At 75.1% G+C, this 12397-nt stretch carries 8 protein-coding genes; 7 read left to right on the forward strand and 1 reads right to left on the reverse strand.

Annotation, left to right across the window (positions count from 1 at the left end; genetic code table 11):
• Window positions 1–58: 58 nt before the first annotated feature.
• Window positions 59–4039, reverse strand: a complete 3981-nt coding sequence (gene eccCa / locus LPU61_RS07120) for a type VII secretion protein EccCa (protein WP_229404478.1) — start codon at window positions 4037–4039, stop codon at window positions 59–61.
• 203 nt (window positions 4040–4242) lie between these two features.
• On the opposite strand from eccCa, the gene eccD reads away from it, so the two are divergent.
• From eccD to LPU61_RS07155, 7 genes are all read left to right on the forward strand, one after another.
• Window positions 4243–5631, forward strand: coding sequence for a type VII secretion integral membrane protein EccD (gene eccD / locus LPU61_RS07125; protein ID WP_229404479.1), 1389 nt, complete (start codon window positions 4243–4245; stop codon window positions 5629–5631).
• 4 nt (window positions 5632–5635) lie between these two features.
• On the forward strand, window positions 5636–7030 hold the full coding sequence (gene eccB, locus LPU61_RS07130) for a type VII secretion protein EccB (protein WP_229404480.1): 1395 nt from the start codon (window positions 5636–5638) through the stop codon (window positions 7028–7030).
• Between the two features lie 67 nt (window positions 7031–7097).
• On the forward strand, window positions 7098–7394 hold the full coding sequence (locus LPU61_RS07135) for a WXG100 family type VII secretion target (RefSeq protein ID WP_043962984.1): 297 nt from the start codon (window positions 7098–7100) through the stop codon (window positions 7392–7394).
• 30 nt (window positions 7395–7424) lie between these two features.
• Window positions 7425–7721 (forward strand): WXG100 family type VII secretion target, encoded by a 297-nt coding sequence (locus tag LPU61_RS07140; protein WP_043962985.1) that lies wholly within the window; start codon window positions 7425–7427, stop codon window positions 7719–7721.
• 61 nt (window positions 7722–7782) lie between these two features.
• On the forward strand, window positions 7783–8172 hold the full coding sequence (locus LPU61_RS07145) for a hypothetical protein (RefSeq protein ID WP_043962986.1): 390 nt from the start codon (window positions 7783–7785) through the stop codon (window positions 8170–8172).
• Between the two features lie 4 nt (window positions 8173–8176).
• Complete coding sequence (locus tag LPU61_RS07150; RefSeq protein ID WP_229404481.1) at window positions 8177–10273, forward strand: hypothetical protein; 2097 nt, start codon at window positions 8177–8179, stop codon at window positions 10271–10273.
• 24 nt (window positions 10274–10297) lie between these two features.
• Window positions 10298–12325, forward strand: coding sequence for a hypothetical protein (locus tag LPU61_RS07155; protein WP_229404586.1), 2028 nt, complete (start codon window positions 10298–10300; stop codon window positions 12323–12325).
• The last annotated feature ends 72 nt before the right edge of the window (window positions 12326–12397 follow it).

The following is a 12397-nucleotide window of genomic DNA, read 5'->3' on the forward strand; positions in this document are numbered from 1 at the left end:
CCGTCCCTGGCCGCCGCCCCGGCGCCGTTCCGCCCTGCGGGGATGCCGCGCCCAGTGGTCAGGGCGCGGGCTCGACGTACGCGGTCTGGATCATCCGGTGCCCGCGCCGGGTCAGCACCATGGCCCGGCCGGGCGGCAGGTGTCGACCCTTCACCCCGCCGAGCAGCGGCCCCTCCGTCGGTGGGCAGGACAGGGCGAGGTCCGGGCTGTTGGCCTCCTGGAGCCGGCGCAGCAGCGGATCCATCGACATCCGCATGAGGTTCGCGGTGCCCCGCACCACCACCATGTGCAGGCCGATGTCGGTGCCGTGCGGCACGTACGGGATCAGCGGTTGCAGGGGGTTGTCCTGCCCGGCGAGCATCTCGAAGTCGTCGACCAGCACGAACAGCCGGGGCCCGGTCCACCAGTCGCGGCGGCGCAGCTGCTCGGGGCTGATGTCCTTGCCCGGCAGGCGTCCCTTGAGACCGGCCACCGCGTCGGCGATGGTCTCCCGGGTGGCATCGGCCGAGACCGAGTAGCCGAGGCGGTAGTCGTCCGGGATCGTGTCGAACAGCTGCCGCCGGTAGTCGACGACGAGGATCCGCGCCTCGGCCGGGGTGAACCGGCCGACGATCATCCGGGCCAGGTGCCGCAGCAGGTTGGTCTTGCCGCTCTGGCTGTCGCCGAGCCCCGTCAGGTGCGGCAGCTCCGCGAAGTCGTGCCAGTACGGCTGCAGGTCGGTCTCGTCCAGGCCGAGCGGCACCCACAGGTCCCCCTCGGCGGGCGGGAGGTCGGCGGCGGGCAGCACCGCAGGCAGGGTCCGCACGGGCGGTGCCTCCGGCCCGGGCCAGAACTCGGCGACCGTGGCGGCCAGTTCCCGCGCACCCTCGGCCGAGCTCGCCGGGTCCGGGTTGCCGTCGATGCGCGGCAACGCCCCCAGGAAGTGCAGCTTCTCCGGCGTGAGCCCATGGCCCGGGGCGCGCGGCACGGTAGCGGCCAACCGCAGGTCGATGGCGGAGTCGACGGCGTCGCCGAGGCGCAGCTCCAGTTTGATGCCGAGCTGGTCGCGCATGCTGTGGTGCACCTCCGACCAGCGGGCCGCGCTGACGATCAGGTGCACCCCGAAGTTGAGGCCCCGGGCTGCGATCTCGCGCAGCGAGACCTCCAGCGGCTCGAACTCCTGCCGCAGCGTGAACCAGCCGTCGACCACCAGGAACACGTCGCCGTACGGGTCGTCGGCGATCCGGCCCTCGGCCCGCAGCCGCCGGTAGGTCTGGATGCTGTCGATGCCCTGCTCGGCGAAGCGCCGCTCCCGCCGGGTGATGAGGCCGGTGACCTCGGTGACGGTCCGGCCGACCCGGTCGGTGTCGAGCCGGCCGGCGACGCTGCCCACGTGGGGCAGCCCGGCGACGGTGCCCAGGGTGCCGCCGCCGAAGTCCAGGCAGTAGAACTGCACGTCGGTGGGGCGGTGGGTCAGCGCGAGCGCGCAGATCAGCGTCCGGATCAGGGTGCTCTTGCCGCTGCGGGTGCCGCCGGCGACCCCGATGTGTCCGCCCACCCCGGACAGGTCCACGGTGAGCAGGTCGCGCAGCTGCTCGTAGGGCTTGTCGATGAAGCCGAGCGGGACGACCAGCCGGCCGTTGCCGGGCCAGTCCGTGGCGACCAGCCCGAGGTCGGGGTCGGGCGCGAGGGCCGGCAGGAGACTGTCGAGGGTGGGGGAGTCGGCCAGCGGCGGCAGCCAGACCTGGTGGGCCGGCGGCCCGGAGTCGACGAGCTGGTCGGTGACGATCGAGAAGACGGCCCGCGCGGCGGGCGTCTCCGGCTCGTCCTGCGGCGGGGCCGGTTCGTCCTGCGGCGTCTCCGGCTCGTCCGGGGGCGGTGCCGGCGTCTCGACCGGCACGAGCTCCAGCCCGTAGGGCACCACCTGCCGCTGGACCACCTCCTGCCGGGCCCGGCTGCGGCGCGGGCGGTACTCCCCCGAGACGTAGGCGGCCTTGAACCTGATCAGGGTGGAGACGTCCATCCGCAGGTACCCGTTGCCCGGTGCGGCCGGCAGCTCATACGCGTCGGGCACCCCGATCACCGACCGCGACTCCATCGCCGAGAAGGTCCGCAACCCGATCCGGTACGACAGGTGCGACTCCAACTGCCCGATCCGGCCGTCGTCGACGCGCTGGCTGGCCAGCAGCAGGTGCACCGCGAGCGACCGGCCGAGCCGTCCGATCATGACGAACAGGTCGATGAAGTCGCGGTGCGCGGCGAGCAGCTCGGAGAACTCGTCGACGACCACGAAGAGGGTGGGCAGCGGGTCGAGCGGCGCGCCGCCGGCGCGGGCCTTCTCGTAGTCGAGCACCGAGCTGTAGCCGCCGGCCGCCCGCAGCAGTTCCTGGCGGCGCACCAGTTCGCCGTGCAGGGCGTCGCGCATCCGGCCGACCAGCGACGCCTCGTCGGCCAGGTTGGTGATCACCGCGGAGGTGTGCGGCAACCGGTCCAGGCCGAGGAACGTGGCCCCGCCCTTGAAGTCGACCAGGACGAGGTTGAGCGTCTCCGAGGAGTGCGTGACGGCCAGCGCCAGGACCAGGGTGCGCAGCAGCTCGCTCTTGCCCGAGCCGGTCGCGCCGATCAGCATGCCGTGCGGCCCCATCCCGCCCAGCGCGGACTCCTTGATGTCCAGCTCCACCGGGGCGCCCGTGGCGTCGACCCCGATCGGCACCCGCAGCCGCGCGTCGGGGGCGCGCCGCCCGCGCAGCGCGGCCAGGTCCAGCCGTTCCAGGTCGGGGATGCCGAGCAGCGTGCCGAGGTCGAAGTCGGCCTTCATCGGCTCGGGGGCGAGCTCGGTGCTGACCGCCAGCCGGTAGGGCGACAGGAGCCGGGCGACCGCCCGGGCCCGCGCCGGGCCGAGCAGGTCGGGGGCGGCGAGCACCTGCCGGGTCTCCTGGCCGACCCGGTCCCGGCCGAGCATGGTCAGCGCGTCGGCGGTGACCTCCAGGTTGAGGATCCCCTTCCCGGTGGCGACCGGCGGGTCGTCCAGGTCGACGAAGACGGCGTTGCGGTAGCCGCCGGCGGTGAGCCGGTGCCCGGCCGGCACCCGGCCGCCGTCGCGGACGACCACCACGTACGGCTCGTCCCGGTCGGCGGTGGCCCCCGGCTCGTACCGGGGGCGGCCGGTGAACTCCGCGCCGAGGAGCCGTTCGAGCCGCTCTATCCCGTCGGCGGCGAGCCGCAGACCGCCCGCGGCGTCCTGCTCGGCGGGATGCTGGGCGTGCGGCAGCCACTTGGCCCACTCCCACGCCGCGAGCCCGTCCGGCCCGACGCAGAACGCCACCCGGACCTCCTCGGGCGCGTGCAGCGTGCCGAGCTGGGCGAGCAGCGACCGCAGCAGGGCCCGGGCCAGCGCCCGCTCGCCGGTGACCCGGATCTCGGCGAAGCCCGGCAGGAACAGCGCCACCGGCTGGTCCGGCAGGGTGCTGTACGCCCTGATGAACCGGCGCAGCGCCTTGGCCGCCACCGGTTCGAGGTCCTCGACGGGCTTGGTCTGCATCGGGGCGATCCGCACCGCCAGCCGCTGCTCGCCGGTGCCGACGCGGACCTCCAGGAAGTCCGGGTGGGTGGGGCGGCGCTCCCAGCGCCGGGTGGTCATCGCCAGCGACCACAGCGACGCCGGGTCGGGGTGCCGCCAGAGGCTGGACGCGCGCTGCTCGACCGCGAACCGGCGCACCCGCCGCCGGTGCTGGGCGAGGTAGCGCAGGTAGTCGCGGCGGTCGCCGCCGTGCCGCTGCTTGCGTTCCCCGCTGCTGGCGATGACCGAGCCGATCATCACCCCGCCCATGGCCACCGCCATCATGCCGGCCATCACCCAGGTCAGCGGGCCGCGCGACGGGCCCATGAACATCAGCATCATCACGCCGGTCATGAGCGCCATCGGCAGCACCATCATGGCCTGCCGGGCGCCGTTCTGCTGCGGCTCACTCAGCTCCGGCGGCTCCTGGAGGGTCAACTCGCCGGTGGGCATCTCCGGCCCGCCGCGCCGCGCCGGTCGCCGGAACAGCACCGTCCCCATACCCGTCCCCCTCCACACCCGGCCTCGGTCCGAACCCCACAACGGAGCCGGGGCGCATTCGGGTCGATTCCTTTTCGTCGGTCCGGCGCGGGCGGTCCGCCCGGGAGCGGTCCGGAGGCGGCGCGGGCCGTGGTCGGCAGCCGGCGGGAAAGAAAAACCGGGTCGCCGTTGAACCGTCCGCCGACGGCTCCGTTGAAGGGGCCATGACTGGCACCGTGACCGAGCAGATGTGCCGGCTGGTCGTGCGTGGACCCAGCCGGCAGATCGAGGTCGCCGTCCCGGCCGGGGTCGTCGTCGCCGACCTGCTGCCGGCGCTGCTGCACCACCTCGGCGACGGGCTGGCCGACACCGGACTCGGCCACGGCGGCTGGGTCCTGCAACGGGCCGGCGCGGCCCCGCTCGACGAGGAGAGCAGCGTCGCCGCGCTCGACCTGCACGACGGCGACCTGGTCTACCTGCGTCCGCGCGCCGACCAGCTGCCCGAGGTCGACTTCGACGACCTCGTCGACGGGATGGCGACCGGGGTGCGGGACCGGCCCGGCCGGTGGCGCCCCGAGCTGAACCGGCCGATGGCGCTGGCCGTGGCCGGTCCGCTGCTCGCGGTCGGCCTGCTGGCCCTGCTCATGCCCGGCCCGGTCCCGCTGCGGGCGGTGGCGGCGCTGACGGTGGCGGTGCTGGCGCTGGCCGGCGGGGCGGCCCTGGTCCGGGCCGCCGGCGAGCGGGGCTTCGGGGTGCTGCTCGCGGTCGCCGCGACCGGCTACGCCGCGGCGGCCGGGCTCGTGCTGCCCGGGGACACCGGCGCGGCCTGGCCGCTGGCCGTGCCGCAGGTGCTGGGCGGCACCGCCACCGCGGCGGCCGTCGCCGTGCTCGCCGCCGGGCTGCTCGGGGCGGCCACCCCGGTCTTTGTCGCCCTGGCCACCGCCCTGCTGCTGGGCGTGCTGGGCGGGGCCGCCGCCACCGCCGGCGGGCTCACCGGGGCGCAGGCCGGCGCGGTGGTGGCGGTGGCCGCGACCGCCCTGGTGCTGACCGTGCCGCTGCTCGCGTTCCGCCTCGCCGGGCTGCGCCTGGCCCCGCTGCCGACCCGGCCCGAGCACCTCCAGGAGGACATCGCCCCCGAACCCGCCGGCCCGCTGATGGACCGGGCACGGGCCGTCGACCGGCTGATGACCGCCCTGTACGCCGGTGCGGCCGCCGCGACCGCAGTGGCGCTGCTGGTGGTGGCGCACCGGGCGGGCTGGGCCGAGCTGACCCTGGTGGTGCTGGTCGCGCTCGTCTGGTCGCTGAACGCCCGGCCGATGACCAGCGCCTGGCACCGGCTGGCGCAGGGCGTGCCGGCGCTGTTCGGGCTGACCGCGGCGGCCGTCGACACGCTGGCCGGCCTCGGGCCGGTGGGCCGGATCGCGGCGCTCGGTGCGCTGCCGGTGGCCGTGCCGGCCCTGCTGGTGGCCGCGCGGAGCCTGAGCGAGCGGCGGGTGACGCCGTACTGGGGGCGGGTCGGCGACCTCACGTTGACCGCGGCGGCCGTGGCCCTGCTGCCGATCCTGCTCGCCGTCCTCGGCGGGTACGGCTTCTTCCGGGCGATCGGGGGCTGACGCCGTGCAGTCCCGACGCGACCAGGTGCAGGCCCAGTCCCACCTGCTCGGCCGGCTCAGCGCCGCGCTGGTGGCCGGCGATCCGGACGGTCTGGAGACGCCGCACCGGCGCACCACCGTCGGCCTGCTCGCCGGGATCCTGGTCGCCGCGCTGGTCGCGGGGGGCTTCACCCTGTACGGCTTCTTCGCCCCCGGCGGGGCCACCGCCTGGCGGCGGGCCGGGGCGCTGGTGGTGGAGAAGGAGACCGGGTCGCGTTACCTCTTCCTGGACGGCCGGCTGCGTCCCGTGCTCAACTACGCCTCGGCGCGGCTGCTGCTCGGCGAGGACCTCGCCGTCGTCACCGTGTCGGCGAAGTCGCTGCGCGGGGTGGCGCACGGGCAGCCCGTCGGCATCGTGGGCGCCCCCGACGTGCTGCCGGCCGGTGGGCTGGCCGGTGCCCACTGGACCGCCTGCGCGCCCGCCGCCACGGACCTGGCCGGCACCGAGACGACCGCGCTCACCCTGGCCGTCGCGGCGACGGCGGACGGGACCGCGCTGCCGGCCGACCGGGCGCTGCTGGCCCGGCCGGCTGGCGACCCGGCCGCCGGCCACCTGATCTGGAACGGCCGCCGGTTCCGCCTCACCGCGCCGTGGCTGCCGGCCGTGCTCGGCCACGACGGGCCGGCGGTCACCGTGCCGGCGGCCTGGCTGGACCTGCTGCCGGCCGGGCCGGACCTGGGGCCGGTGGCCGTGCCGGGGCGCGGCGAGGCCGGGCCGGTGGTGGACGGGCAGCCGACCCGCGTCGGCCAGCTCTTCACCGCCCGGACCGCCGAGGGCTCGGAACGCCACTACCTGCTGCGCCGCGACGGGCTGGTCCGGCTCACCCCGCTGGCGTACGCGCTGCTGGCCGCCGACCCCGCCACCGTCGCCGGTTACGACGGCCGGGCGGTGGTCCCGACCCCGCTCAGCCCGGCTGCGCTGGCCCGGCTGCCCGTCGCGGCGCGGCCGCCGCTGGCCGACGAGCTGCCGGAGGTGGCGCCGGCGGCGGCGTCCCGCGGCCCCGGTCTCGCCTGGTGCCTGCGGTTCGGCGCCGACGGCCGCCCCCGGGTCGTCGCGGCCCGGGCGGTGGCGGCGTCCGGGATCGTCCGGGGCGGGGTCGGGGTGACCCGGACCGCGCGCACCGCCGACGCGGTGGCGGTCGCCCCCGGGCTCGGCGGGCTGCTGGTCGCCGGCCGCGGCGGGGAGCCCGGCACCGGCTACTACCTGGTGACCGACGCCGGGGTGAAGTACCCCCTCGCCGGCGGCGCGGTGGCGGAGCGGCTGGGCTATCCACCCGCGAACGCGACCGTGGTCTCGCCGGACCTGATCGACCTGCTGCCGACCGGCCCCGCCCTCGACCCGCGCGGGGTCGTCGGATGAGGCCGGCCGGGCAGGGAAACCGGCGTCGCGGATCCGCCGCGAGCGCCCGAACCGGAAAGGAGCGCACATGCCACTCGGCAACGAGGTCGACGAGCAGACCATCCGCAGCACCATCTCCGCGATGAACCAGACCGACGCGCAGTGCGACGCGGCGCAGCGCGCCGTCGACAACACCGCGAGCTTCCTGGACACCCAGTGGCGCGGGGAGGCGAAGACCGTCTTCACCAACTCCATCCAGCAGTGGCTGGAGGGGCTGAGCAAGGTGAAGCAGGGCCTGCTCGACCTGAACGTCGCGATGACCAGCCACTACCAGACCAGCGCGCAGGTGGAGCAGGACAACGCCCTCTCCGCGAGCTGGACCTGACCACCGACCGACCCATCAGGGAGGGCGACCATGCCGTCGTACGGACTCAACCCCAACGGGCTGCTGGACAGCTCGGCCGAGCTGCAGGGCGTCACCAACAGCATCCAGAACGCGATCGACGAGCTCAACACCGTCGTGCAGACGTACGTCAACGCCAACTCCGGTGACACGCGGGAGGCGTTCACCGCCGCGCAGGCCAAGTGGAACACCGGGATCAACGAGATGCGCCAGGCGCTCGCCGCCGCGTCGTCCCGGCTCGACCAGATCCACGACAACTACCGGCTGGGCGACGCGCGGGGCGCCGCGCTGTTCCAGGGCAACGTCTGACCTTCGGTGCGGCGGGCGGCACGGGGCCGCCCGCCCCCCACCTCGCGGAAAGGAGCACCCGATGCCGATCGTCATCGACGAGCCGTACATCAACCAGATCATCGCGAAGCTGAACAGCCTGCGGGACGCGGTCGACACCGCCACCTCCGGGCAGGGCCAGTACGTGTCGCAGACGCTGCGCGACCTGACCGTCTCGGCCGGCACGAGCAACTTCGAGCCGGGCAAGACCATCCGCGACCAGGTCAACAAGACCGGCGACACGCTGCTGACCCGGATGACCGGCTACCGGACCACGATGAACAGCCTCGCGGTCGGGCTGACCGAGCTGCTCGCGAACTCGGACTACGTCGAGTCGCTCAACTCGATCACCGCCGAGCGGTTCCTGGAGTACCTCCCGACCACCGGCGGCACCGGTACCCCCACCACCGGCACCCCCAACCCGACGGCGTGACCCGGTGACCGCGCCGTACCAGGACATGTCCCAGTGGACCTGGGAATCCATGCTCCAGAACGTCCTGGGCGAGGGCAAGGACGGCCCGGACGGCACCAGCGGCACCCTGCTGGACCGCAGGCTGGTGGCCGGCCCGGACGTCCGGTGGCTGCGCCTCGTCGACCATTCCGACGCCGTGACCGAGTCCTCGGAGCCGCCCGACGTCAGCGACTGGACCGACCGGACCGACTCGCTCGACGGCAACGAGTTCTTCCTCTTCCGGGTCAGCACGGTCGGCTCGCTGCGGGACGGGAAGCCGCACTACACCATCCGGAGCCAGCACATCCAGGTGAAGATCGTCTTCAGCGAGTCGCAGACCGAGGGGGCACCCTCCCCGCGTGGTGCCTTCGAGACCTTCTACAAGTCCAGCGAGGGGGCGTTGCAGCGGCTGACCAGCGGGACCAACCCCGTGTTCAGCTGGAAGAGCTTCACCGACGCCGCGCTGATGCTGAACGACGTGGAGAAGAACCTGGTCAGCACCGAGCGGGAGCTGAAGGCCATCCTGGACCGGGTCGGCGACGACGCGTCCGGGTTCCAGGGCAGCGCCTCCGGGGTGTTCATCGGGCTGCTGGCGAACCTGCGCCGGGACGTCCACCGGCTCGCCGTCGACATGAACGCGAACAGCGCGGACCGCGCCTGGTCCGACCAGGTCGACGACGTGGTCGACGACATGACCACCTTCCGCAACAAGATCGCCAGCTCGTTCCGGGAGTTCAGCGACCACACGTTCCAGTGGTTCAACGGCTACAACCCGACCACGCTGATCGATTCCCTGAAGAAGATCATCGCCGAGGTCAGGACGGGCAACTTCACCCAGGTCACGATCACCCTCCCGGACGCGTACGGCAACGGCACGGTGAACACCGGCACCTTCAACCTGATGACGGAGGCCGGCTGGCAGGCGGTCGACAACCTGGTCAAGGGGGCCTGGCTCGGCCAGTTGCGTGAGCTGGACGCCACGATGCGTGCCGAGCTGGCGCGGCTGACGACCAGCCTGCGCGCCGTCACCCACCTGGTGAGCGTCATCTCGCCGCCGCCGACCCGCGGCAACACCGACACCACCCCGCCGCCGGGGGGCACCCCCGACATCGGCGGGCCGGACCTGAACGGCGGCGGTGGCCCCGACCTGAACGGCGGCGGCGATCTCGGCCTCGGTGGCGGCGGTGACCTCGGTCTGGGTGGCGGTGGCGATCTCGGTCTGGGCGGTGGCGGTGACCTCGGGCTCGGTGGCGGCGGCGATCTCGGTCTGGGCGGCGGTGGGGACCTCGGCCTGGGCGGCGGCTCGGGCCTCGGCCTGGGCGGCGGCGATCTGGGCCTGGGTGGCGGTTCCGGTCTGGGGCTGGGCGGGGGTAGTGGATCGGGCGGTCTGGGCCTCGGTGGCGGCGGCGATCTCGGCACCGGCGGGCTGGGCGGCGTCGGCGGCGGCATCGACTGGGACGACCTGCTCGGCGGCGGCACCGGGTCGGGCTCGGGCGGCGGCGGCCTCGGTGGCGGGATCGGTGGGGGCCTGGGCGGCGGTGTCGTCCCCGGCCTGCCCCCGGGACTGGGCGGCTCGGGCGGTCTCGGCGGTGTCAAGGGCGGCGGGGCGGGCGGCCTCGGCGACGACACGACCAACCCGTCGGCGCAGTTCCCGACCGACGTGGACGGCGTCGACGTCGGCAACCTGGGCGGCGGGTCGCCGGGCGAGTCCTCGACCAGCGGGATGGCCCTCGGCAGCGAGCTGGCCGCGTTGCTCGGCGAACCGGCCGGCCTTCAGACCGCCGGCAGTGGGGCGCGCGGCGCGGACTCCGCGACCTCGGCCGCCGGTGGGTTCCCGATGATGCCGCCGATGGGCGGCATGGGCGGCATGGGCGCGGGCGGCCAACAGGGGGAAAAGGACCGTGAGCGCAAGACCTGGCTGGAGGAGGACGAGGACGTCTGGGGCACCGACCCGGACTGCGGGATGGCCGTCATCGGCCGGGCCGAGCAGTCCGAGGAGCCGGCCACCACGGCACCGGCCGCGCCGCGCAGAACCGGCGGGCCGCTCGGTCCCACCCGGGCGACGGGACGTCGCCGTGGCTGACCGTCGACCCGGGCGGGCCGCGCGGTGACCGCCCCGAACCAGGAGTTCGCCGGCTGGACCTGGGAACGGATGCTGCGGGACGTCCTCAACGAGGGCCGCGACGGCGCCGACCAGTTCAGCGGCACGCTGATCGACCGCAACCTCGTCGCCGGCCACGGGGTCACCTGGGTCCGGTTCGTCGAACGGCGTACCCAGGAGCTAGACCGCGGCACTCGCCCCACCGTGGAGCCGGGGGACCGGGAGCTGATCGGCTACCGTCGGGTCGGTCCCGGGGTGGACGACCCGCAGCGGGATCTCTGGGAGATCGTGCGGGGTCACATCACCTTCTGGGAGGGGGCCGGCGGACCGCCGCCGAGCACCGCGTTCGACAGCTTCTACCGGGCCAGCGTCAACGCCCTCACCCGGCTGTACGCCGGCACCAACGGCTGGTTCAGCGAGCGCAGCTTCACCGACGCCGGCAACCTGCTCTGGCGGGTCGAGCAGACGCTGCTCACCACCGCCGCCGAGCTGCGGGTGCTGCGCGACGGGATCAGCGGGGCCGGTTCCGGGTTCGCCGGGTCGGCCTCGGCGGTCTTCGTGGCGGCCCTGACCACCCTGCACGCGGACATCGACCGGCTCACCCGGGACATGAACGCGACGAACGACACCAACGCCTGGTCGGACCGGGTCTTCGAGCAGTCGAACGACCTGCTGATGTTCCGCGAGCGGATCAACGACGCCTGGCGGGTCTTCAGCGACCACACCCACGAGTGGTACAACACGTACCACCCGACCGCGTTGTTCAGCACGGTCCGCAGCATCCTCGAACAGGTCGACCGGGGCAGCCTGAACGCGGTGCTGGTCACCGTCCCGGACACCTACGGCACCGGCCCGGTCAGCGGCACGTTCGACCTGACCACCGCAGCCGGCTGGACCGGTCTCGACGTGCTGCTCCGCACCGCCTGGCTGCGGCAGCTCGTCCAGCTCGACCTGGCGATGCGGACCGCGCTGGGCCAGCTCGTCGCCGCGTTGCGCCAGACCAGCGGGATCGTCAACCGGTTCACCGGGCCCTCCGGCGGCGGGCAGTCCCCGCCGCCCGCGGAGGGTCCCTCGGACGGCCCCACCGACGGCCCGCCCCGCGACGAGGTGCGGTTCACCAGCACCCAGTTCGGCGGCACCGGCTTCGACGGACCGGGCGGCGTCGGGGGCGGCGGGCCGGACGTGACGTTCTCCTCCTCGGGGGCCGGCGGGATGGGGAACGTCCTGGCCGGTGGGCCGGCGGCCATCGGCGCGGTCGGCGCGCTGGGCGGCGGCGGATTCGGCGGGGCGGGCATCGGGTCTGCCCTCGGCGCGGCGAGCCTGGCCGGCGGCTCCGGCGGCCTCGACACCTCAGGCGTGGCCGGCGACGGCGTCGGCGCGTTCGGTGCTGTCGGGCGTACCGGCACCGGCGGGTGGGGTGGCGGGGCGCTGGCCGGGGTGGGGGGCCTGGCCGGCGGCGTCGGCCCGGTGATCGGCGGACGGGCCGGCGGCGGCGTTGCGGACGCCGACCGCCGCTCCGGCGGCGCGCTGGGGAACTGGGCCGACGGCGGCGTCGACATCGGCGACCTGGCCGACGCGCCGCTCACGCGTCCGGCCGGCGCGGCGGTCGGCGGATCCGCCGTGGGCCGGGAACTCGCCGCCCTGCTCGCCGGTCCGCCCGGCGGCGTCGGCGGCGCGGGTTCGCCCGGTGGTACGGGGTTCTCCGGCGGCGGCGGGGGCGCGGGGTCGCCCGGCGCGGCGGGCGGCGGCGCCGGGGCACCCGGACCGCCGGGTCCCGGCCGACCCGCCGGGCCTCCGCTCCTGCCGGCGATCGGCGCGCCGGTGAGCCGGGCGGGCGGCGACGACGCGCGGCGCAACACCCGGTTGACCGAGGACGACGAGGCCTGGGGGGCCGACCCGGCGTGCACGGCGGCCGTGGTCGGCCGGACCGATCCGCCGCGGCGGCAACCGGTGGCGGCACCGGTCGACGTGGCGCAGCCGCCGGCCGCCGGCCCGGTGGTCCACGGCCGGGAGCACGCGCGCGGCCAGGGCTGACACCCGGCGGCACCGGGCGGCGGGCGACCGCCGCCCGGTGACCCCACGAGACAGAGACGAACCACGTGAACC

The organism is Micromonospora sp. NBRC 110038 (assembly GCF_020884815.1).
Classification (GTDB): domain Bacteria; phylum Actinomycetota; class Actinomycetes; order Mycobacteriales; family Micromonosporaceae; genus Micromonospora; species Micromonospora haikouensis.

Excerpts from the sequence above, each read along its gene's own strand:
- eccCa (WP_229404478.1), bottom strand. The coding sequence starts at position 4,039 with ATGGGGACGGTGCTGTTCCGGCGACCGGCGCGGCGCGGCGGGCCGGAG.
- eccD (WP_229404479.1), top strand. The coding sequence starts at position 4,243 with ATGACTGGCACCGTGACCGAGCAGATGTGCCGGCTGGTCGTGCGTGGA.
- LPU61_RS07135 (WP_043962984.1), top strand. The coding sequence starts at position 7,098 with ATGCCACTCGGCAACGAGGTCGACGAGCAGACCATCCGCAGCACCATC.
- LPU61_RS07140 (WP_043962985.1), top strand. The coding sequence starts at position 7,425 with ATGCCGTCGTACGGACTCAACCCCAACGGGCTGCTGGACAGCTCGGCC.
- LPU61_RS07145 (WP_043962986.1), top strand. The coding sequence starts at position 7,783 with ATGCCGATCGTCATCGACGAGCCGTACATCAACCAGATCATCGCGAAG.